This is a genomic window from Pantoea sp. MT58 (genome assembly GCF_014495885.1).
GTDB classification, from domain to species: Bacteria; Pseudomonadota; Gammaproteobacteria; order Enterobacterales; family Enterobacteriaceae; genus Pantoea; species Pantoea eucalypti.
In genome coordinates this window covers 323,736-344,117 of sequence record NZ_CP061083.1, presented here as the reverse complement: position 1 = coordinate 344,117, position 20,382 = coordinate 323,736, and the positions used below count along the sequence as shown (strand labels likewise).

20 protein-coding genes are annotated in these 20,382 nt (G+C 56.5%); 7 read left to right on the top strand and 13 right to left on the bottom strand.

All coding sequences use genetic code 11. From position 1 onward, the window contains the following. From livG to IAI47_RS01565, 4 genes are all read right to left on the bottom strand, one after another. Positions 1-768 carry a high-affinity branched-chain amino acid ABC transporter ATP-binding protein LivG gene (livG, locus tag IAI47_RS01580; RefSeq protein ID WP_003852209.1) on the bottom strand — a complete coding sequence of 256 codons (768 nt, stop codon included), beginning with the start codon at positions 766-768 and terminating at the stop codon, positions 1-3. After that, entirely contained in the window at positions 765-2,036 is a 1,272-nt protein-coding gene (locus IAI47_RS01575) for a high-affinity branched-chain amino acid ABC transporter permease LivM (protein ID WP_003852208.1), read from the bottom strand. Before IAI47_RS01575 ends, livG begins: the two co-directional genes overlap by 4 nt. Next, the gene (gene livH, locus IAI47_RS01570) at positions 2,033-2,959 is read right to left on the bottom strand and encodes a high-affinity branched-chain amino acid ABC transporter permease LivH (RefSeq protein WP_008926292.1); all 927 of its coding nucleotides are present in this window, start codon (positions 2,957-2,959) and stop codon (positions 2,033-2,035) included. Before livH ends, IAI47_RS01575 begins: the two co-directional genes overlap by 4 nt. A 71-nt stretch (positions 2,960-3,030) precedes the next feature. Next, a complete protein-coding gene (locus tag IAI47_RS01565) occupies positions 3,031-4,158 on the bottom strand; it encodes a branched-chain amino acid ABC transporter substrate-binding protein (protein WP_003852205.1) in 1,128 nt (375 codons plus the stop codon). Positions 4,159-4,553: 395 nt separating this feature from the next. On the opposite strand from IAI47_RS01565, the gene panM reads away from it, so the two are divergent. Beyond that, positions 4,554-4,949, top strand: coding sequence for an aspartate 1-decarboxylase autocleavage activator PanM (gene panM / locus IAI47_RS01560; RefSeq protein ID WP_008926293.1), 396 nt, complete (start codon positions 4,554-4,556; stop codon positions 4,947-4,949). Positions 4,950-5,009: 60 nt separating this feature from the next. Here the strand turns inward: panM and rpoH are convergent, their stop codons facing one another. The 4 genes from rpoH to ftsY all read right to left on the bottom strand — a co-directional run bounded on the left by rpoH (position 5,010) and on the right by ftsY (position 9,454). Continuing rightward, positions 5,010-5,867 (bottom strand): RNA polymerase sigma factor RpoH, encoded by an 858-nt coding sequence (rpoH, locus tag IAI47_RS01555; protein WP_003852201.1) that lies wholly within the window; start codon positions 5,865-5,867, stop codon positions 5,010-5,012. A gap of 239 nt (positions 5,868-6,106) precedes the next feature. Continuing rightward, a complete protein-coding gene (gene ftsX, locus IAI47_RS01550) occupies positions 6,107-7,090 on the bottom strand; it encodes a permease-like cell division protein FtsX (RefSeq protein WP_003852199.1) in 984 nt (327 codons plus the stop codon). Then, positions 7,080-7,748 carry a cell division ATP-binding protein FtsE gene (gene ftsE / locus IAI47_RS01545; RefSeq protein ID WP_003852197.1) on the bottom strand — a complete coding sequence of 223 codons (669 nt, stop codon included), beginning with the start codon at positions 7,746-7,748 and terminating at the stop codon, positions 7,080-7,082. The genes ftsX and ftsE overlap by 11 nt, the downstream gene beginning before the upstream one ends. A 5-nt stretch (positions 7,749-7,753) precedes the next feature. Beyond that, positions 7,754-9,454 carry a signal recognition particle-docking protein FtsY gene (gene ftsY, locus IAI47_RS01540; protein ID WP_008926294.1) on the bottom strand — a complete coding sequence of 567 codons (1,701 nt, stop codon included), beginning with the start codon at positions 9,452-9,454 and terminating at the stop codon, positions 7,754-7,756. A gap of 232 nt (positions 9,455-9,686) precedes the next feature. Here ftsY and rsmD point away from each other — a divergent pair, with 232 nt between their 5' ends. Beyond that, positions 9,687-10,286, top strand: coding sequence for a 16S rRNA (guanine(966)-N(2))-methyltransferase (rsmD, locus tag IAI47_RS01535; RefSeq protein WP_003852194.1), 600 nt, complete (start codon positions 9,687-9,689; stop codon positions 10,284-10,286). Beyond that, the gene (locus tag IAI47_RS01530) at positions 10,276-10,548 is read left to right on the top strand and encodes a DUF1145 family protein (RefSeq protein WP_003852192.1); all 273 of its coding nucleotides are present in this window, start codon (positions 10,276-10,278) and stop codon (positions 10,546-10,548) included. The genes rsmD and IAI47_RS01530 overlap by 11 nt, the downstream gene beginning before the upstream one ends. A gap of 26 nt (positions 10,549-10,574) precedes the next feature. Here IAI47_RS01530 and IAI47_RS01525 read toward each other — a convergent pair whose 3' ends face one another. Next, positions 10,575-10,931: a DUF2500 domain-containing protein gene (locus IAI47_RS01525; RefSeq protein WP_039660845.1), complete on the bottom strand. Its 357-nt coding sequence runs from the start codon at positions 10,929-10,931 to the stop codon at positions 10,575-10,577. 145 nt (positions 10,932-11,076) lie between these two features. Between IAI47_RS01525 and IAI47_RS01520 the strand changes: the two genes are divergently transcribed. Together IAI47_RS01520 and IAI47_RS01515 are read left to right on the top strand one after the other, a co-directional pair. Then, the gene (locus IAI47_RS01520; RefSeq protein WP_003852187.1) at positions 11,077-11,706 is read left to right on the top strand and encodes a lysoplasmalogenase; all 630 of its coding nucleotides are present in this window, start codon (positions 11,077-11,079) and stop codon (positions 11,704-11,706) included. Positions 11,707-11,801: 95 nt separating this feature from the next. After that, positions 11,802-14,087: a zinc/cadmium/mercury/lead-transporting ATPase gene (locus IAI47_RS01515; RefSeq protein WP_008926296.1), complete on the top strand. Its 2,286-nt coding sequence runs from the start codon at positions 11,802-11,804 to the stop codon at positions 14,085-14,087. A gap of 53 nt (positions 14,088-14,140) precedes the next feature. Here the strand turns inward: IAI47_RS01515 and tusA are convergent, their stop codons facing one another. Then, on the bottom strand, positions 14,141-14,392 hold the full coding sequence (gene tusA / locus IAI47_RS01510) for a sulfurtransferase TusA (RefSeq protein WP_003852184.1): 252 nt from the start codon (positions 14,390-14,392) through the stop codon (positions 14,141-14,143). 204 nt (positions 14,393-14,596) lie between these two features. Here tusA and IAI47_RS01505 point away from each other — a divergent pair, with 204 nt between their 5' ends. Both IAI47_RS01505 and IAI47_RS01500 read left to right on the top strand, forming a co-directional pair. After that, positions 14,597-15,262 carry a 7-cyano-7-deazaguanine/7-aminomethyl-7-deazaguanine transporter gene (locus tag IAI47_RS01505; protein WP_003852182.1) on the top strand — a complete coding sequence of 222 codons (666 nt, stop codon included), beginning with the start codon at positions 14,597-14,599 and terminating at the stop codon, positions 15,260-15,262. A gap of 323 nt (positions 15,263-15,585) precedes the next feature. Then, positions 15,586-16,140 carry a DcrB family lipoprotein gene (locus IAI47_RS01500; protein ID WP_003852180.1) on the top strand — a complete coding sequence of 185 codons (555 nt, stop codon included), beginning with the start codon at positions 15,586-15,588 and terminating at the stop codon, positions 16,138-16,140. 49 nt (positions 16,141-16,189) lie between these two features. Here IAI47_RS01500 and iolE read toward each other — a convergent pair whose 3' ends face one another. The 3 genes from iolE to iolD form a co-directional block, all read right to left on the bottom strand. Next, positions 16,190-17,086: a myo-inosose-2 dehydratase gene (gene iolE, locus IAI47_RS01495; protein WP_187961165.1), complete on the bottom strand. Its 897-nt coding sequence runs from the start codon at positions 17,084-17,086 to the stop codon at positions 16,190-16,192. Between the two features lie 47 nt (positions 17,087-17,133). Further along, on the bottom strand, positions 17,134-18,144 hold the full coding sequence (locus IAI47_RS01490) for a Gfo/Idh/MocA family protein (RefSeq protein WP_003852177.1): 1,011 nt from the start codon (positions 18,142-18,144) through the stop codon (positions 17,134-17,136). Between the two features lie 62 nt (positions 18,145-18,206). Beyond that, positions 18,207-20,147 (bottom strand): 3D-(3,5/4)-trihydroxycyclohexane-1,2-dione acylhydrolase (decyclizing), encoded by a 1,941-nt coding sequence (gene iolD / locus IAI47_RS01485; RefSeq protein WP_008926298.1) that lies wholly within the window; start codon positions 20,145-20,147, stop codon positions 18,207-18,209. Positions 20,148-20,382 lie beyond the last annotated feature (235 nt).

Genomic DNA, 20,382 nt, shown 5'->3' with positions numbered 1-20,382 from the left:
TCAGGCCTCTCCTAAATAGGCACGGATGACATCCGGATTATTACGAATCTCTTCCGGCGTTCCGTTAGCCAGCGGCGTTCCCTGATTAACCACATAAATACGGTCAGAAATGCCCATCACCAGCTTCATATCATGTTCAATCAGCAGCACTGATACCTTGTGTTCGCCACGCAGCTCCGCAATCAGCGCATCCAGCTCGTGGGTCTCTTTAGGGTTAAGGCCTGCTGCCGGTTCATCCAGCATCAGGATCTCCGGGCGCGTCACCATGCAGCGTGCAATCTCCAGCCGACGCTGCTGACCATAGGCCAGATTGCCCGCCTGACGGTTAGCCAGCTCCAGCAGACCGACCCGCTCCAGCCAGGTCGCCGCGCGATCCAGCGCCTCGCTCTCACTACGGCGAAACGCAGGTGTTTTTAGCAGGCCGGAAAACACGCCGCTTTTCAGGTGCTGATGCTGAGCGACCAGCAGGTTTTCAATTACCGTCATCTCACGGAACAGACGCACATGCTGGAAAGTACGCACAATGCCCATCTGCGCAATCTTCTGACCCGTCAATCCTTCCAGATGCTGTTCACGCAGTTTAATCGTGCCGCCAGTGGGCTTATAAAAACCGGTCAGGCAGTTAAACACGGTGGTTTTACCGGCACCGTTAGGGCCAATCAGCGAAACGATCTCCTGCGGACGCAGCTCCAGCGCCACATTGTTCACGGCTAACAAACCGCCGAAGCGCATCATCAGGCCTTCAACGGCTAATAAAGGCTGGATCATGCCTGCTCTCCTTTTTTACCGGTTCTGAGCTTCAGATGCGGACGCTTCATCGGCAATAATCCCTGCGGACGCCAGATCATCATCAGCACCATCAGGCCACCCAGCACCAGCATGCTGTATTCATTCAGATCACGCATCAGCTCGCGCGACACCACCAGCAGAATGGCCGCCAGAATCACTGCAAACTGCGAACCCATTCCGCCCAGAACCACAATCGCCAGCACAAAAGCCGATTCGACAAAGGTAAAGGACTCCGGGCTGACAAAGCCCTGGCGCGCAGCAAACAGCGTGCCCGCGAAACCAGCAAACGCGGCACTGATGGTAAAGGCGGTCAGCTTGATGCGGGTCGGGCTCAGGCCCAGTGAACGGCAGGCAATCTCATCCTCACGCAATGCTTCCCAGGCACGGCCCAGCGGCATCCGCAGCAGCCGGTTGATCACGAACAGCGTCAGCACCACCAGCAGCAGCGCCACCAGGTAGAGATAAATCACGCGGTCGCTGGGATCGTATTTCAGGCCAAAGAAATCGTGGAAGGTGTTCCAGCCCCCTTCAGAGACTTTGCGGCCAAACTCAAGGCCGAACAGTGACGGTTTGGGGATCTGCGCAATGCCGTTGGGACCGCCGGTAATCGCCGTGTTATTCAGCAGCAAAATACGCACAATCTCGCCGAAGCCCAGCGTGACGATCGCCAGATAGTCTCCGCGCAGGCGCAGCACCGGAAAGCCGAGCAGCAGCCCGAACAGCGCCGAGACAATGCCCGCCAGCGGCAGACACTCCCAGAAGCCGAGACCAAAATAGTGGTTCAGAAGAGCAAAGGTGTAAGCGCCAATGGCATAGAAGCCACCATAGCCGAGCACCAGCAGCCCCGACAGGCCGACCACCACATTCAGGCCCAGACCGAGCATCACGTAGATCAGCGTCAGCGTGGCGATGTCTACCGTGCCGCGCGACACGAAAAAGGGCCAGGCCACAGCGACCAGGATCAGCGCCAGCATAAACAGCTTCTGCTTCGGCGTTGAGCCGTCGATGCCGGGCAGCACCAGCGCCGGACCGGAAATCTTTTTCAGACCGCGCTGCCAGAACGGACGCAGCAGCTGAAACAGAAAGACCACGGCACAGCCGACGAAAATCCAGTTCCAGCGCACGTCACCCGCGCTCTGCACCACCAGTCGGGTGCCGTCGAGGCCGAGACGCATGCCCATAAAGAAGCTGGCCAGCACCAGCAGCATGACAGAAGAGAGCAGCGCGTTGATAAAGGAAGATTTCATACTTTCTCAACCTCCGGGCGACCCAGAATCCCGGTCGGCATTACCAGCAACACCACGATCAGCAGAGCAAACGACACCACATCTTTGTATTCCGTGCTGAGATATGCGGAGGTCAGTGCTTCAGCAATGCCCAGAACCAGGCCGCCAATCATCGCGCCCGGAATACTGCCAATGCCGCCCAGCACGGCAGCGGTAAAGGCTTTCATGCCCGCCATAAAGCCGATGAAGGGGTTGATGGAGCCGTAGAACTGGCCCAGCAGCACGCCCGCTACCGCCGCCATGGCAGCACCAATCACAAAGGTCAGCGAGATGACGCGGTCGGTGTTAATTCCCAGCAGGCTGGCCATTTTCAGGTCTTCAGCGCAGGCGCGACAGGCGCGGCCCATGCGGGAATAACGGATAAAGGTGGTCAGCGCCAGCATCGCCAGGAACGTCACCACCCAGATCACAACCTGCATGGTAGAAATTGTGGCGGCAAAACCGTTGCTCTCGCCTACCGTCCACTGTCCGGTGATCAGGCTCGGCAGCGCCAGGTCGCGTGAACCCTGCGTCAGGCTGACGTAGTTTTGCAGAAAGATCGACATGCCGATGGCGGAGATCAGTGCGATCAGACGCTTCGACGATCGCACCGGCTTATAGGCGACGCGCTCTATGCTCCAGCCGTAGGCGCTGGAGATCAGTATCGCCATCACGAAGCCAGCGGCAATCATCAGCCAGCCCGTGTCGATACCCATCATCATCAGGGCGGCAATCACGATAAAAGAGACATAGCTGCCGATCATATAGACTTCGCCGTGGGCGAAGTTGATCATGCCGATAATGCCGTAAACCATGGTGTAACCAATGGCGATCAGCGCGTAGGTGCTGCCGAGAGTGACCCCGTTAAGCATCTGCTGAATGAAATAAAGAAACTGCTCGGACATAGTGAAGACCTGCATAAGAACGGGAAAATCCTCTGCCGACGCGGCAGAGGATTGGTCTGTCGATGGAACGATTACTTAACTGCGGTAGACGAACCGTCTTTGTGCCATTTGAATACGCCGAACTCGAAGCCTTTCAGATCGCCTTTCTGATCCCAGCTCAGGTTGCCCATCACTGTTGGTACCGGCTCACCGGTTTTCAGGTTTTTCGCGATCGCGTCTGGCTCGTCGCTCTTACTGCGTTCGATACCCGCTACCAGCGACTGGATTGCCGCATAAGTGGTCCAGACGAACGGACCGGTCGGATCCTTGCGATTCTGTGCGCTGTTGGTTTTGATGGCCTCAACAATCGCCTTGTTCTCCGGCAACTGGTCGTAGCGCTTCGGCAGCGTCACATAGATACCTTCTGATGCATCACCCGCGATATTGGAGAGTGAAGCGTTACCCACGCCTTCCGGTCCCATAAAGCCCGCTTTCAGGCCAGCCGCTTTCGCCTGACGCAGAATCTGACCCATTTCCGGGTAGTAGCCACCGTAATAAACGAAGTCGACGTTCTCTTTCTTCAGGCGCGTAATCAGCGTAGAGAAATCTTTATCGCCTGCAGTGATGCCTTCAAACAGCACCACGTTGCCGCCTTTCGCTTTCAGCGTTTTCTGTACTGATTCCGCCAGACCCTGACCATACTGCTGCTTGTCATGCACCACGGCGATACGCTTAGGCTTGATCTGATCAAGAATATAGTTCGCGGCAGTCGGGCCCTGATCGGAGTCCAGGCCGGTTGTACGCATAATGGTTTCGTAACCGCGTGCCGTCAGCTCCGGTGCCGTGGCTGCCGGGGTAATCATCAGCACACCTTCATCGTTATAGATGTCGGACGCAGGCTGGGTAGAAGAGGAGCAAAGATGGCCGATAACGTATTTAATGCCGTCGTTAACAACCTTGTTTGCCACCGCCACGGCCTGTTTCGGATCGCAGGCATCGTCATACTCTACGCCGACCAGCTTGTTGCCGTTTATGCCGCCTTTGGCGTTAATGTCCTTAATCGCCTGCGCGGCACCAGTGAACTGCATATCACCGTACTGCGCGACCGGGCCAGTTACGGCACCAACGATAGCGATTTTAATGTCGGCAGCCAGGGCGGCGTGGCTCATTGCCAGCGCAACGCAACCCGCCAGTAATGCGCGGCCTTTACTCATTTTCATGCGGACTTCCCCATCTTGTTGTGACTGTGAGTTGTGGTTTGCTGTTGCTACCGGATAAAGCCGAAAAATGATGTTTATGAATGGTTTAGCGCACTTTTCCGGTATTTTTTGATAATAAGGCTTTATTTTTCAGGTTATTAAACAGGAATTTTCTTCTTTAAATCAACTGACATATTCAGAATTGACTGAGTGAAACAGCATAATACACTGGAGGCAATGGCCGGTTTTTCACCATTTTGCCAGCGCGTTGTGCTGGATTGATCGTCTGATTTCCCTGTTTACAACTATCATCCTGGCATCCAGGCCATCTTTTGACCTGTTTTATTGATGAAAATGTGGTGGCACTCTGGTTGTATACTTTCGCTGCACTTTCCCCTATTACAGAGGTTTTTGTTATGAAGCTCACTATTCAGCGTTTAACCACGCTGACCGCGCAGGACCGCATCGATCTGGGCAAAGTCTGGCCGGATCTGGAGATTGAAAAACTGGAGCAGCACCTGGATGAGCGTCATCGTCTTTATGCCGCACGCTTTAACGATCGGCTGCTGGCGGGTCTGCAGCTGGAAATCTCAGGGATGCATGGCAAGGTCCACCGGCTGACGGTGCGCGATGTCACCCGGCGACGCGGTGTGGGACAATATTTGCTTGAGGAGACGATCAGGCAGAACGGGTCGATATCAGACTGGTGGATTGCCGATGATGGCAGTGACGATCAGCAGGTGCGGGCGGCATTTATGCAGGCGTGTGGTTTCAGGGCGCAGAGTGATGGGTGGATACTGGCGGTAGAGTAGCCTGACGCAGAAAACAAAAAGGGCGACATCATCTGTCGCCCCTTGAGGTGTCGAAGTGCGTTACGCTTCGATCGCCATACGCAGTTTCTTCATGGCGTTCTTTTCCAGCTGCCGGACACGTTCCGCTGATACGCCGTATTGATCGGCCAGCTCCTGTAGCGTGGTTTTGTTGTCTTCATCCAGCCAGCGGGCGCGAATGATGTGCTGACTGCGCTCATCCAGACCTTCCATCGCATAGCTCAGCTTGTCAGCGGCATGCGCGTCCCAGTTATCCTCTTCAATGCCGTCAGCAAAGTCAGAGGTTTTATCCTGGAGATAAAGCACCGGCGCCATCGAACGGCCTTCGCTGCTCTCATCGTCGGCAGACATATCAAAGGTCATGTCCTGCGCGGCCATACGCGATTCCATTTCACGCACATCTTTGCTGCTTACGCCCAGCTCACGCGCAACCATCTCGACTTCGTCCTGATTGAACCAGCCCAGACGCTGCTTGGTTTTACGCAGGTTAAAGAACAGCTTACGCTGTGCTTTGGTGGTCGCGACTTTCACGATACGCCAGTTACGCAGCACGTATTCGTGAATCTCCGCTTTAATCCAGTGCACGGCAAATGAAACCAGACGCACGCCCACTTCAGGATTGAAGCGACGCACCGCTTTCATCAGACCGATGTTGCCTTCCTGGACCAGGTCAGCCTGTGGCAGACCGTAGCCGGAGTAATTACGAGCGATATGAACTACAAAGCGTAGGTGAGACAGGATCAGCGTCTTTGCTGCTTCCAGATCGCCCTGGTAATGCAGCCGTTCAGCCAACGCTTTTTCCTCTTCAGCCGAGAGCATCGGCCAGGTATTCGCAGCCCGGACGTAAGACTCCAGGTTGCCAAGAGGAGCAATAGCTAAAGTTTGCATTTCTTTGGTCATTCAAACCCTCACAAATTTAGTGGAATTGCCGCACATTTCCCTGCGCAGACGATACATTACGTCAACGTCGCGCGAAATCCGAAAGCAATCTGTGCTACTTAGAGTGCTAAAGTTATCCACAAGTTCAATTATAGCGGTGAATATTTTACACACAGATGACAGGAAGGGAAGAGGGAGAAATCCTCTGCACCCACCATCGGTAGCAGAGGACCATTATAACAAAAAAATGTTGCAGGCGTTTACTGCGGCGTAAATCGACGTAAATGTTGTACCGTTGCCAGCCACGCAGCCACCCAGCCGATGATTGCTGCAATCAGTAACAGCAGCAGCGCCTCATCCCAGGAGAAGCCTTCCAGCGAGAAGGTGGTACCAAATACGGTCGCCACACTGGCGACGACAGACTGGAGACGCAGCACCAGCACTTCCGACAGCAGCAGCGACAGCACCGCGCCGCTGAACCCCAGCAGCGCCCCGCCGTAGAGGAAAGGACGCAGGATAAAGCCGTCAGTCGCACCAATCAGCTTCTGCACGTTAATCGTGTCGCGTCGGGCAAAGATGCTGAGACGAACACTGTTACCGATCACCAGGAACACCGCCACGATCATCAGCACACCAATCATCGACGCGATTTGCCCCACCAGTCCGGTCAGTGCAGCCAGCCGCGCAAACCAGCTGTCATCCATCCGCACTTCATCCACGCCCTGCACTTTGGTGACCCGATCGCGCAGGCTCTGCATGGTGTCAGAGTTCTGGAAATTGAGTTTCGGCGTAATGATGGCTACCGCAGGCAGCGGATTCTGCTCCAGCATATCCATTGCGCCGCCAAAGCCTGACCAGTTGCGGAACTCATTCAGCGCCTCTTCCCGTGTCAGGTAGTTAACGTTATCCACGCCTTCGACCTGCTTGAGCTGCGCCACGACGTTTTCTGCTGCCGTGTCATCAAGCGTTTTGGAGAGATAAACGGTTAACTGCGGCGCCGGATACCATTGCGTGGCCGCCTGGCTAACGTTTTTCCACACCATGTAGCAGACGCTGGGCAGCGTCAGGGAGATGGCAATAACCATCACCGTCAGCAGCGTGGCCAGCGGCTGACGCCACATGTCTGAGAGCGTGCCACGCAGTGCATAGCGCCACTGCTCCTGCCAGCCGCCCTTCAGCGCTTTACTCTTCGATGGCTGCTTCGCTTTCGGTGCAGCCGGACGTTTAATGCGTTTATTGACCATCGTGGCCTCCGTGCAGACGTCCCTGATTCAGCGTCATCATCCGGTAATTACGCCGGGCGATCAGGCCGCTGTCATGCGTTGCCATCAGAACGGTGACGCCAACGCGGTTAAACTCTTCGAACAGGCGCAGAATGTCTTCTGACAGCGCGTCATCAAGGTTACCGGTCGGTTCATCTGCCAGCAGCACGGCTGGCTTGTTCACCACCGCCCGGGCGATGCCCACACGCTGCTGTTCACCACCCGAAAGCTGAATCGGATAACTTTTCGCTTTGTCGAGCAGGCCGACTTTATCCAGCGCCGCCGAGACGCGACGACGGATATCTTCGCCGCTGGCACCGGAAATAATCAGTGGGATAGCCACATTGTCGTAAACAGAGCGATCCATCAGCAGGTGGTGATCCTGGAAGATCATGCCAATCTGACGACGCAGGAAAGGCACCTCACTGTTGCGCAGGCGGGAAATGTCATGGCCGCTGAACCAGATTTTTCCGGCACTCGGGCGCTCAATGCCACAAATCAGCTTCAGCAAGGTACTTTTACCGGCACCGGAGTGGCCGGTCAGAAACGCCATTTCGCCAGGACGCAGACGGAAATCTACTCCCTGTAGCGCCTGACGTCCGCCGAGATATGCCTTACTGACCTCTTCAAAGCGAATCATCCTAATTAGTCCTCTCGGGCAAACAATGCCTCAATAAAATCTTCCGCCTTAAACGGCCGTAAATCTTCAATGCCTTCACCGACGCCGATGTAGCGAATCGGAATACCGAACTGATCGGCCACCGAGAAGATGACGCCGCCTTTAGCGGTGCCATCCAGCTTGGTGAGCGCGATACCGGTCACGCCAACCGCTTCGTTAAACAGTCGGGCCTGGCTGACCGCATTCTGTCCGGTGCTGGCATCCAGCGTCAGCATCACTTCGTGTGGCGCTGAATCATCCAGTTTTTTCATCACGCGGGTGATTTTTTTCAGCTCTTCCATCAGGTGCGATTTGTTCTGCAGACGACCGGCCGTATCAGCAATCAGCACGTCAACGCCGCGCGATTTCGCTGCCTGAATGGCATCGAAGATCACCGACGCCGAATCTGCACCCGTGTGCTGAGCAATCACAGGAATGTTATTACGCTGGCCCCACACCTGCAGCTGCTCAACCGCCGCTGCACGGAAGGTATCACCAGCCGCTAACATCACCGTTTTGCCTTCGGCCTGATACTGGCGCGCCAGCTTACCGATGGTCGTAGTTTTACCCACGCCATTGACGCCAACCATCAGGATGACAAACGGCGTTTTGCCTGAGACTTCCAGTGGCGCATCCACGTTTGCCAGAATCGAGGCCATTTCCGCTTTCAGCAGGCCGTAGAGCGCTTCGGCGTCACGCAGCTGCTTGCGGTTTGCCTGCTGAGTAAGATGGGTAATGATGCGGCGCGTGGTATCCACACCGACATCCGCAATCAGCAGCTGCTCTTCCAGCTCATCAAACAGGTCATCATCAATCTTTTTGCCACGGAACAGACTGATAAAACCGGAACCGAGGTTCTGACGGGTTTTGACCAGGCTGCGCTTCAGGCGGGCAAAGAAGCCCTCTTTGCTGGGACGTTCCTGCTCCTGCACGATGAGTGGCGCGGCGGCCAGCGGAAGATCGCTGACGGTGTCGGATAATGTGTCTGCCGGTTCCGCGTCAGTGACGTCGGCTTCGCCCAGTGCCAGCGCGGTCAGCTCTTCTTCGGTCAGCGGTGATTCCGCTTCACTGTGAGAGATTTCAGCGGTGGGTGCGTCATCCCGTGCCAGCGCGGCCAGCTCTTCTTCGCTTAATGGCGCGTCTGCTTCACTGTGTGGCGTTTCAACGATCGGGGCGTCGCCCAGTGCCAGCGCAGTCAGCTCTTCGTCGCTTAATGGCGCGTCTGCTGATGCGTCCGGGATTTCAATGATCGGAGCGTCGCCCAGCGCCAGCGCGGTCAGCTCTTCTTCGCTTAACGGCGCGTCTGCTGATGCGTCGTCCGCGATCGGCGTGACCACATCGTCGGCATCGATAACCGGCGTCGCGTCATGTTCAGGTGCGGAGACGTCCAGTAATGCTTCAGGATCGGCCTCAATCGGCTCAGCCTCATCCAGCACCGCCGGTGCTGATTCGTGCGGCGCAGCCGCGGTGACGTCCGCCTCACGCTGCTGTTCGGCCACCGTTTCGGTGATAGCGACAGTCTCTTCCGCTTGCGCTTCAGCCTGGCTTAATGCCGGCGCTTCCTGTTCAGTCTGCTGCTGTGCGGGTTCTGCGACCTCGTGTGTCTGCTCCTCCGCTACAGGTTGTTTCTCTTCCTCTTTGCCAAATCCCAGCCAGGAAAAAAAGCCACGTTTTTTCTCTTTTGCCATTGTGTGACGACACTCCTCGATGGCTTTGTCCCGGTCGCGCGTGGTTTCCAGGGGTAAATCAATGAAAGTCGGTCAGCGCCAGACCGGCGTAAACCGCAGAATAATGCATGACTTCAGCAACTCAGTAGTCTAACACTTTCCAGCCAGCTCACCACAGCACCCTTTTTTAACGTTTCTTCTCACCGATTCGCCCGTTAAACTACGCAACAAATTATGACGAGTTGTGAGCAAGATGAATAAAAACCCCCGCAGTACAGGCGGTGCCGGGCAGATTCGCATCATTGGCGGCCAGTGGCGCGGACGTAAATTGCCGGTGCCGGACAGTGCCGGACTCCGCCCGACCACCGATCGGGTGCGTGAGACACTGTTTAACTGGCTGGCCCCGGTGCTGCCAGAGGCGCGATGCCTCGACTGCTTTGCCGGTAGCGGTGCATTAGGACTGGAGGCGCTATCGCGTTACGCGGGATCGGCTACGCTACTGGAGCTGGAACGGCCTGTGGCACAACAGCTGACAAAAAATCTGCAGACGCTGCGCGCGAGCAATGGCACTGTGATTCAGACCAATGCGTTAAACTGGCTGGCACAGCCGGGTACCCCGTTCGATGTGGTGTTTATTGATCCGCCGTTTCGTCAGGGATTGCTGGAGCAGACGTTGCAGTTGCTGGAGCAGAATCACTGGCTGGCCGACCAGGCACTGATTTACGTCGAAAGTGAAGTGGAAAATGGCGCACCGCCGGTGCCGCCCGAGTGGGATCTTTATCGCGAGAAAATAGCCGGACAAGTGGCTTATCGTTTGTATCAACGTCAACAGGAGACGCAGGATGTTACTTAATTTGGGGCGTCTGTTGATGCTATGCGTGTGGGGATTTTTACTGGCTAATCTGGTTCATCCCTACCCGAAACCGCTGACGTATTTTATCAACGTTGCGCTGATTTTCATGATCCTGATGCATGGCCTGCAGCTGGTTTTACTGCGCACCACGCAGACCAAAGATGCGCCGCCAATTGACCGCGTCACCCAGGCCAAAGTGTTTCTGTTCGGGGTGTTCGAACTGGTCGCCTGGCAGAAGAAAAACTTCCCACGCAAGAAATAGTGTCGTGCGGGCGCTATGCCCGCCCGTTACTGCAGGGGCGTGAAGCTGATAAAGCGCGTGCCCTGCATCTTCAACTCGCCTCTCGCGCCTTTATCCAGCTGATGATATTCCGCCTCCTTCAGCTGCACCTTGATGTCGCTGGCCCCGTTCAGTGGATGAAACAGCACCTCATACCGCATCTCTTCTCCGGCGATCACCTCACGCTGCCGTGAACGGCGATTGGGAGAAGGAAATTCACGTTTAGTTTTGACCTCGGCCTGCAGAGAACGCACCGGTGAGGCATCATTGACCGCCACTTCACGGCGTTGCTTAATGAACTGACGGGTCGCCAGCACGGCGATTATCGCCAGGACAATGATAAAGATTAGCGGCGGTTTGCTCATAGTGCTCTTGTGCCTGCGGGGAAAATTAATCAGGCGGTAAAGCATACAACCAGAGTTGACCGATTGTCACATCTCAGGGGCTTAACCTAAACTGGAAGGGATATTTTGGGATCTTTCACCACTTTGAGTAAAAAAGGGAGAAACAATGCTCTGGTCTTTCCTCGCTGTACTTTTCTCCGGCTGGCTCTATGTCGACGCCACCTATCGCGGCCCTCAGTGGCAACGCTGGCTGTTTAAACCGGTCACACTGCTGCTGCTTGTCGGGCTGGCCTGGCAGGCGCCGGTGCTGCAGACCACGGACTACCTGATTCTGGCCGGTCTGGTCGCGACACTGGTCGGTGATGCGTTAACGCTGCTGCCGCGTCAGCAGATGCTCTATGCCGTCGGGGCTTTCTTCCTGTCGCACCTGCTTTATACGCTCTGCTTCGCCGCCAGCATGACCATGACCTTCTTCTGGCCTATTCCGCTGACGTTGCTCATTATCGGTGCCGCCCTGACTGGCATCATCTGGAGCCGACTGGAAGACCTTCGCTGGCCTGTCTGTACGTTTATCGGCATGACGCTGGTGATGACCTGGATAGCGACCGAGCAGTACTTCTTCCGTCCAACCGATTACAGCTTCTCTATCATGGTCGGTGCCGGCCTGCTGCTGCTGGCAAACGCCGTCTGGTTTATCTCGCACTATCGCCGTCGCTTCACCGCTGACAGCGCGATCGTCGCCGCCTGCTACTTTGCCGGTCATTTTATGATCGTGCGCTCATTGTGGGTCGTCTGAGAAAATAGCCTTGACTCTGGAGTTCACTCCAGAGTGTAGGATAGCGGGATGAGCCGGGTTGCTCATCCCGCTTTTTTTTACACTCTGGAGGTCATATGCATCAACATCACGCCTGTGGCTGCGGCAAACCGCGTGCCAGCCACGCCGCAGCGAAACCGCTGTGCCAGGTTCGTCAGGCCCGTCCCCTCTCCCTTTCTATTCATGCTGCTACACCCGTAACGGCGGATACAGCGGGCTGTTGCTGTGACAGTAACAGCAGCCCTGGCAATGACGCCGACGCCGCTGAGGAAAGTGACCGGCGAGGCTCCTGGCCCTTTAGCTGGCAGGTCAGCGGGATGGATTGCCCGAGCTGCGCCCGCACCATTGAAACCGCCGTCCGTCAGGTAAAAGGCGTGACCGACGCCCGCGTGCTGTTCAGCAGCGAAAAGCTGGTCGTCAACGCCGATCAGGATGTGCAAAACGCCGTTGAACAGGCGGTGAAAAAAGCCGGTTTTCAAGTCGCCATTCCATCAGCCTCGTCACCCGCCACGGCAACCAGTCCGGGCTGGCAACAGAACCGGATGCTGATTTTGCTGGCATTGCTGGTACTCGTCAGCAGCGTCGTCAGCCAGTTCGCACCCGCCTGGGGCGATCGGCTGTTTGTGCTGACCACGCTGGTCGGCCTGATCCCGGTCGCACGCGGTGCATGGCAGCGCATTCGCAGCGGATCGCCTTTTACCATTGAGACATTAATGACACTGGCGTCAGCCGGTGCGCTGATTATTGGCGCGCACGCTGAAGCCGCGATGGTGCTGGTGCTGTTTCAACTGGGCGAACAGCTGGAAAGCTATGCCGCTTCCAGGGCGCGCAGCGGCGTCACCAGCCTGATGGCCTTGCGGCCTGAGTCGGCTATTCGCCTTGAACAGGGCAAACGTCGTGAAGTACCGCTGGCGGCGCTGCAACCCGGCGATGTGATTGAAGTCGCGGCGGGCAGCCGCCTGCCGGTCGACGGCCGTTTAATCAGCCCGCTTGCCAGTTTCGATGAGAGCGCGCTGACCGGAGAATCATTACCGGTCACGCGGGCCAGCGGCGAAAAGATTCTCGCCGGCGCCACCAGCGTGGATCGGCAGGTAATGCTGGAAGTGGTGTCGAAGCCGGGTGAAAGCGCGATTGACCGTATCCTGCAGCTGATTGAGGAGGCGGAAACGCACCGTGCGCCGGTAGAACGCTTTATCGATCAGTTCAGTCGCATCTATACGCCACTGGTGATGCTACTGTCGCTGCTGGTGATGGTGGTGCCGCCCCTGCTTTTCGCAGGCGACTGGCAGCCGTGGATCTACAAAGGTCTGACGCTGCTGCTGATTGGCTGCCCCTGTGCGCTGGTGATCTCCACGCCCGCCGCGATTACCTCCGGGCTGGCGGCGGCGGCGCGACAGGGCGCGCTGATTAAAGGCGGTGCGGCGCTGGAGCGGCTGAGTTCGCTGCGCAGAATGGCGTTTGATAAAACCGGCACACTGACGCTGGGCAAGCCACAACTGACGCACATCCTGCGATTTGGCGAGGCCAGCGAATCAGAGATGCTGGCGCTGAGCGCCGCTGCGGAACAGGGTGCGACCCATCCACTGGCCAGCGCTATCGTGGCGGCCGCGCAGGCGCGTGAGCTGGTGATTCCTGACGCGCTGGATCAGCAGGTGCAGGCCGGACGTGGTATCCGTGCGCAGGTCTCAGGCCAGCAGATTCAGCTGCTGACGCCAGGCCATGCTCCCGGTCTGACGCCGAAGCAAAATGCGCAGATAGCGCAACAGGAAGCCGAAGGTGAAACGCTGGTAGTGCTGATGCGCGATGGCGACGCGCTGGGTGCGCTGGCCCTGCGCGATCAGCTGCGCGACGACGCCGTGGAGGCGTTAAAGGCGCTGAAAAAGCTGGGCATTGAGAGCCTGATGCTGACGGGTGACAATCCTCGCGCCGCAGCAACCATTGCCCGTCAGCTCGATATCGATTATCGCGCCAGCCTGCTGCCCGCCGATAAGGTGGCGGCCATCCGTGAACTGAGTCAGCAGCAGCCGCTGGCGATGGTCGGAGATGGTATTAACGACGCCCCGGCGATGAAAGCGGCGACGCTGGGCATTGCCATGGGTAGCGGCACTGATGTCGCGCTGGAAGCGGCCGATGCGGCCCTGACGCGAAATCAGCTCAGCAATCTGGCCCCGATGATTGCGCTGGCACGCCGGACACGGCGCATCATCCGCCAGAATATCGGTATTGCGCTGGGTCTGAAGGCGATTTTCCTGGTCACTACCCTGATGGGCCTGACCGGACTGTGGCTGGCGGTGCTGGCAGATTCCGGTGCGACCGCGCTGGTCACTGCCAACGCCTTGCGGTTACTGCGTCGTCGCGCCTGAGTGTGAGGCTTCTGATCGATGAGTAAAGTTAACGACGGCCCGAACGGCTGTCGTTAACCCGCCATGCCTTTACGAATCAGAAACTGATAAGGCAGCGTGTCGGTCTGCTGCGCCAGCAGGCCATGTTCCATAAAGCGGCAGAAGCCGGGAATGTCGCGCGTCGTCGCCGGATCGTCGGCGATAATCAGCAACGTCTCGCCATCCTGCAGGCCGCGTACGGTTTTGCGCACCATCATCACCGGCTCCGGGCAACGCAGGCCACGGGCATCCAGCTGATGATCGGCAGAGGAAAAAGCATCGCTCATAATCAACTCAGTTCAGCAAAAGGGCGCCTATTCTAGCGCGTGCTGGCGGTGAAGCAAGGCGATAACGATTGCGTTAAAATTAACCATTGCATAAAAAGCACAACGCGGTAAGATGCCGCCGCTTTTTGCTCATAAAACTGCCAGGCGCTGCCCGAACGGCGTCCCGCAATGGGTTCCCTCACCCCAACATTAAAAAGGTTGAATATGCTCGCATTTTCTTCACGTCAGCGCATGCATGCGCTTTTCTGGTTGTCGCTGTTTCACCTGCTGGTGATCACATCAAGTAACTATCTGGTTCAGTTGCCAATTTCTGTCTTTGGCTTCCACACCACCTGGGGTGCATTCAGCTTTCCCTTTATCTTCCTGGCGACCGATCTCACCGTGCGTATTTTTGGCGCACCGCTGGCCCGACGCATTATTCTGGCTGTGATGATCCCGGCGCTGTTTATCTCTTACGGCGTTTCGGCACTGTTTTATCAGGGTGAATGGCAGGGCTGGCAGGCACTGGAAGTCATGAATCTCTTTGTTGCCCGTATCGCCTGCGCCAGCTTCATGGCTTACGCGCTGGGTCAGATCCTCGACGTTCATGTATTCAACCGTCTGCGTCGTCTGCCACAGTGGTGGATAGCACCAGGCTGTGCCATGTTCCTGGGAAATATCAGCGATACGCTGGCCTTCTTCTTCATCGCCTTCTACAAAAGTCCTGATGCCTTTATGGCGCAGCACTGGGTTGAGATTGCACTGGTGGATTACAGCTTCAAAGTGCTTATCTGCATGGTCTTCTTCCTGCCCGCCTACGGCGTACTCCTCAACGCCGCGCTGAAGCGTCTGGCGGAACGCCAGACCGCCCGCCAGGTCAATTTCGGCTGAGCCGGGTTTATCAGACGTTATTGTTGCAGGCAGTCTGGACACGGACAGCGCGGAACAATCCGTAGTACACGTTAGTTCGTGAGGATTACTCGCTGCGCTCGCCCCTTCAGGGCCGCCCTGACGGGCGTTCAGGTTGCTAAAGCAGCCTGTGTGAGCACTGCCCAGGTTCAGAATGACAAAAAAATAGTCTGATTGGCCAGGCGCTAAGAGCCCATACCATTTCCGCCATTACCCGCTAAGATCTTCTGACAATCATCAGGTTGCGTTTGCAGCCTGATTCCTGTTGTATTACTGCCTGACTGGAAACTTAAAAAGGGATTCTGATGCGCAATCTGGTGAAATATGTAGGAATGGGTTTACTGGTATTGGGCTTAGCCGCCTGTGACCAGAAGAAAGATGAAGCGGCGAATGACAACGGCGTCAGCGCCAGTCAGTCGGCGCAGACTGTCACGCTGATGGATGGCAAACTGAGCTTCTCACTGCCACCAGGCATGTCAGATAAAAGCGGTAAACTGGGTTCGCAGACTACGAACATGCACGTTTACGCAGATGAAACCGGTGCCCGCGCCATCATTGTGATTGCCGGCGACCCGACCAGTGATGGGCTGGATGTGCTTTCGAAGCGCATGGAACAGCAGCAGCGTAACCGCGACCCGCAGCTGCAGGTGGTGTCGAACAAATCTGTGACGCTGAAAGATCAGCCCGCACAGCAGCTGGATACGGTGATTTCTGCCAACAATCAGACCTCATGGTCTTCTGTGGTGCTGGCTAAAGTCGATGGCAAGCTGGTGACACTGCAGATTACGCTGCCAGGCGATAATCAGCAGCAGGCGCAGAGCGATGCAGACAACATTGTGAAAAGCATTACGCTGAAGTAAAACAAAAGGCTGGCTTCCCACGGGGAAGCCAGCCTTTATTCAGAGCAGATTATAAACCTGTATTTTCCCGGATATATTTCCGCGCTTTCACGGCATATTCAAAAGGATTGGCCAGCGCCGGATCCTGCTCCGCTTCCACCACCATCCAGCCTTTGTAGCCGTAATCATTCAGAATTTTAAACACCGGTTTGAAGTCGATCACGCCATCGCCAGGCACGGTAAAGGTGCCCTTTTTCACGCCTTCCAGGAATGAGAGATGATTCTCCCGCACCTCAGCGACCACCTCATCACGCACATCCTTGAGATGAACGTGGAAGATGCGCGGCAGATATTTTTCCAGTACCGCCAGCATCTTCTGCTGGGAGCCTTCGGAGTAGTAGACGTGGCCAGTGTCATAGAGCAAACCCACCTGCTCGTCAGTCATCGCCATAAACCGGTCAATCTCTTCCGTGGTCTGAATGCCAGTACCCATGTGGTGATGCAGCGTCACGCGCATCCCTTTCTCCGCTGCAATGCGGGCGAGTTCGTTGTAGCCTTCTGCCGTTAACTGCCACTCTTCATCGCTGAAAATCGCTTTCTCTTCAAACACCGCAAGCCCGGTGCCCTGAATACTTTTACTCTGCTCAGAACAGCCGATCACCCGCGCGCCCATCGCATGCAGGAAGTTCATGTGCTCGATGAACTGTTCGATGGTTTTCTCTTTGTCACCGTTGGCGAAAAAGGTGCTGAACCAGGCGTTGCAGATCTGGATGCCGCGAATGTCGAGCATCGGTTTCAGAATCGCCGGATCGCGCGGGTATTTGCTGCCCACTTCGCTGCCGGTAAAGCCAGCCAGCGCCATCTCACTCACGGTCTGCTGGAAAGTATTTTCACTGCCGAGATCCGGCATGTCATCGTTGGTCCAGCCGATCGGCGCGATAGCCAGTTTTACTTTCTCTTTGTTCATTTTCTCATTCCCAGGCGGAGAGCGGCCAGGCCGCATAGACAGCTGAATCAGTTATAGAAAGCAGGACGTGGCGGCATCTCTACCGGCTCAATCGCACCACTGTTCTGCGCTTTGATACAGGCATCGGCGGCCACGGAGGCGGCAAAGCCATCCCATGCAGAAGGTCCGGTAAGCTGGCCCGCTTTGATGTCGTTGATAAACGCCTGCAGCTCAACGTCATACGCTTCGATAAAGCGATCTTTCCAGTCCACCAGAATGGTGTTCGACAGGCGCGCATCTTTGCGCAGCTGTACTGATGAAGGCTCCGGCAGACGAGCAATCCCCTCTTCACCGACCACTTCACACTGAATGTCATAGCCGTAAGCGCAGTTAACAAAAATCTCAACGTCGATACGCACCCCTTTGTGGGTTTCGAACAGGACGATCTGCGGATCTTTCAGCTGACCATGCGACTTCGACGTCACGCGCGGGAAGATGACCTGCACGGTTTTATAGTCGTCGTTTGTCAGCCAGCGCAGCACATCCAGCTCGTGGATGAGGGTGTTGGTGATCGCCATCGGCGTGGTGTAGTTCTCTGGCACGGTCGGGTTGCGGTGCGCGCAGTGCAGCATCAGCGGCTCACCGATATCGCCATCGGTAATCACTTTTTTCAGGGCGCGATAGCCCGCATCGTAAGGACGCATAAAGCCGACCTGCACCAGGCGTTTACCGGCCTGAATCTCTGCATCCACCACCCGGCGGCAGCCCTCGGCGCTCATCGCCAGCGGCTTCTCACAGAACACCGGTTTACCGGCGGCAATCGCCGCTAAGGTGAACTCTTCATGGGTTGGATCCCATGAGGTGACCAGCACCGCATCAACATTCGGTGACTGAATCACATCGTGGCCATTTTCGAACACCTCCGCCTCAATGTTCAGGCGCTGCAGTGCAGCACGCGCGCCTTCGACATTGATGTCAGAGACGGCAACCACCTGGGCACCCTGCAGCACATGGCTGCAGCGGCGAATATGTTCCTGACCAATTGCACCTGTACCGATGACACCAAGTTTCAAAGTCATAATTACACCTGTGTAGGGTTCGTACGGAGAAGAGGAAAACGGGCCGCAGCACGGCCCGGAAATTAATATTTGCGCGCCTGATCCAGATGGCTGTTGAGCTTGTCCGCCACCGCCTGAGCGCGTTCGGTCTTCGACGCCTGCGCCACACCGACATGCCACCAGCTGAAATATTTGTGGATCATGGTTTTAGGCAGCACTTTGATGTCGATAAGGGTGGAAACCGTCTGGGTGCGGGCATCTTCCAGCGCCGCTTTGAGCTGCTCCAGCGTGGTGACACGATAGGTTTTGCAGCCATAACCGGCAGCAATCGCGGCGAAATCGACCGGGATAAAACCGCCGTCCAGCTTGCCGCCTTCCGGGTTACGGAAGCGGAACTCGGTGGTGAAGCTGTCCATGCCGTGTTCCATCTGCAGGTTATTGATGCAGCCGTTGGTCATGTTATCCAGCAGCACCACGTTAATTTTCGCCCCTTCCTGAATCGAGGTGACCAGCTCTGAGTGCAGCATCATAAAGGAGCCATCACCGACCAGCGCATAGACCTCGCGCTGCGGTTGCGCCAGCTTCACACCCAGCGCGGCATTCACTTCATAGCCCATGCAGGAGTAGCCATATTCAACGTGGTAGGCGTTGTAATCTTTGGTGCGCCAGACGCGCTGCAGGTCACCCGGCAGACTGCCTGCCGCTGCCACGACCACCGCATCTTTTGGCAGTTGCTCGTTCAGCGTGCCGAGTACGCTGCTTTGCGTCAGCAGCGACTGGGTCAGGCGGTTAAATTCAGCGAACACCGCTTCGCGGTCGAGATGGTCAGCAATCTCCGGCACAAAGTCGCCATCGTGATATTCCACCTGGTAGACGCGCTGCGTCTCTTTCAACAGCTGACTCTGCGCCTGCTCAATCTGGTTGCCCCAGTCGTTGCTGTAGTGCTGTGAGGCCAGCGCGGCGGTGAGCGCGGTCAGCCCTTCGCGGGCATCGGCCAGCAGCTGCACGCCATCCAGCTTGTAGCTGTCGAAGTTGCTGACATTGATGTTCAGGAAGCTGACATCGGGATGCTGGAAAATCCATTTCGATGCAGTCGTGAAATCGGTGTAGCGGGTGCCGATGCCGATCACTAAATCGGCCTCTTTTGCCAGCAGGTTAGCGGCCAGACAGCCGGTTTCACCCACGCCGCCGACGTTCAGCGGATGGTCAGAAACCAGCGTGCCTTTGCCCGCCTGCGTCTCGGCAAAGGGAATCTGATAACGCTCAGCAAACTGGCGCAGCGCCTCGCCCGCTTCGGAGTATTTCACACCGCCGCCGCAGATAATCATCGGCTTGCGCTTACGATTAATCAGCGTCAGGGCATCTGCCAGCTGCGCCGCCACCGGCAGACGGCGATCCAGACGGTGCACACGTTTCTGGAAGAAGTAGTCCGGATAATCCCAGGCTTCGCCCTGCACATCCTGCGGAAGAGAGAGCGTGACCGCGCCGGTTTCAGCCGGATCGGTGAGTACGCGCATGGCATTGATACAGGCGGACATCAGTTGCTCCGGGCGGCTGACGCGATCCCAGTATTTGCTGACGGCGCGGAAGGCGTCGTTGGTGCTGATGCTGAGGTCGTAGCTCTGCTCAATCTGTTGCAGTACGGGATCGGGCTGGCGGGTAGCGAAGACGTCGCCGGGCAGCAGCAGCAGCGGAATGCGGTTAGCCGTCGCCGTCGCGGCGGCAGTGATCATATTCGCCGCACCAGGCCCCACGGATGAACTGCAGGCGATAATCTGACGGCGCAGTGACTGGCGGGCAAAGCCGGTGGCAGCATGGGCCATGCCCTGCTCATTACGGCCCTGATAAACCATCAGATCGCCGCTATCCTGTTCCAGCGCCTGGCCCAGCCCCAGCACGTTGCCATGACCGAAGATCGCGAAGATACCTTTGACGAACTTCGTTTCAACGCCATCGACATCAATGAATTGATTATCCAGAAATTTAACCAGCGCCTGTGCCGTGGTCAGTCTGATAGTGCTCATATTCTTCCTTACATGCTGGTGGACCCCGACTTCCGCGACAGCACGCCAGGCGTTGTCTTGGGCGGAAAAGGCGACCGGAATAACTGAAACGTGAGGCGATTATAAACAAATATTTTTTTCATAAAACACGATTACAGAAGAAACATTTCATTTTGCGAGTGAGATCAAATTTAATGGCGGCTTCAGGTGTGACGGGGGATTGCAGAGGGGAAATCTGGAACGTTTAACAGAGAGT

Coding starts and splice junctions, on each gene's coding strand:
- IAI47_RS01515 (WP_008926296.1), top strand. CDS start 11,802: ATGCATCAACATCACGCCTGTGGCTGCGGCAAACCGCGTGCCAGCCAC.
- iolE (WP_187961165.1), bottom strand. CDS start 17,086: ATGAACAAAGAGAAAGTAAAACTGGCTATCGCGCCGATCGGCTGGACC.
- rpoH (WP_003852201.1), bottom strand. CDS start 5,867: ATGACCAAAGAAATGCAAACTTTAGCTATTGCTCCTCTTGGCAACCTG.
- livH (WP_008926292.1), bottom strand. CDS start 2,959: ATGTCCGAGCAGTTTCTTTATTTCATTCAGCAGATGCTTAACGGGGTC.
- panM (WP_008926293.1), top strand. CDS start 4,554: ATGAAGCTCACTATTCAGCGTTTAACCACGCTGACCGCGCAGGACCGC.
- IAI47_RS01520 (WP_003852187.1), top strand. CDS start 11,077: ATGCTCTGGTCTTTCCTCGCTGTACTTTTCTCCGGCTGGCTCTATGTC.
- IAI47_RS01530 (WP_003852192.1), top strand. CDS start 10,276: ATGTTACTTAATTTGGGGCGTCTGTTGATGCTATGCGTGTGGGGATTT.
- IAI47_RS01575 (WP_003852208.1), bottom strand. CDS start 2,036: ATGAAATCTTCCTTTATCAACGCGCTGCTCTCTTCTGTCATGCTGCTG.
- ftsX (WP_003852199.1), bottom strand. CDS start 7,090: ATGGTCAATAAACGCATTAAACGTCCGGCTGCACCGAAAGCGAAGCAG.
- IAI47_RS01500 (WP_003852180.1), top strand. CDS start 15,586: ATGCGCAATCTGGTGAAATATGTAGGAATGGGTTTACTGGTATTGGGC.
- IAI47_RS01505 (WP_003852182.1), top strand. CDS start 14,597: ATGCTCGCATTTTCTTCACGTCAGCGCATGCATGCGCTTTTCTGGTTG.
- iolD (WP_008926298.1), bottom strand. CDS start 20,147: ATGAGCACTATCAGACTGACCACGGCACAGGCGCTGGTTAAATTTCTG.
- IAI47_RS01565 (WP_003852205.1), bottom strand. CDS start 4,158: ATGAAAATGAGTAAAGGCCGCGCATTACTGGCGGGTTGCGTTGCGCTG.
- ftsE (WP_003852197.1), bottom strand. CDS start 7,748: ATGATTCGCTTTGAAGAGGTCAGTAAGGCATATCTCGGCGGACGTCAG.
- IAI47_RS01525 (WP_039660845.1), bottom strand. CDS start 10,931: ATGAGCAAACCGCCGCTAATCTTTATCATTGTCCTGGCGATAATCGCC.
- tusA (WP_003852184.1), bottom strand. CDS start 14,392: ATGAGCGATGCTTTTTCCTCTGCCGATCATCAGCTGGATGCCCGTGGC.
- IAI47_RS01490 (WP_003852177.1), bottom strand. CDS start 18,144: ATGACTTTGAAACTTGGTGTCATCGGTACAGGTGCAATTGGTCAGGAA.
- rsmD (WP_003852194.1), top strand. CDS start 9,687: ATGAATAAAAACCCCCGCAGTACAGGCGGTGCCGGGCAGATTCGCATC.
- livG (WP_003852209.1), bottom strand. CDS start 768: ATGATCCAGCCTTTATTAGCCGTTGAAGGCCTGATGATGCGCTTCGGC.
- ftsY (WP_008926294.1), bottom strand. CDS start 9,454: ATGGCAAAAGAGAAAAAACGTGGCTTTTTTTCCTGGCTGGGATTTGGC.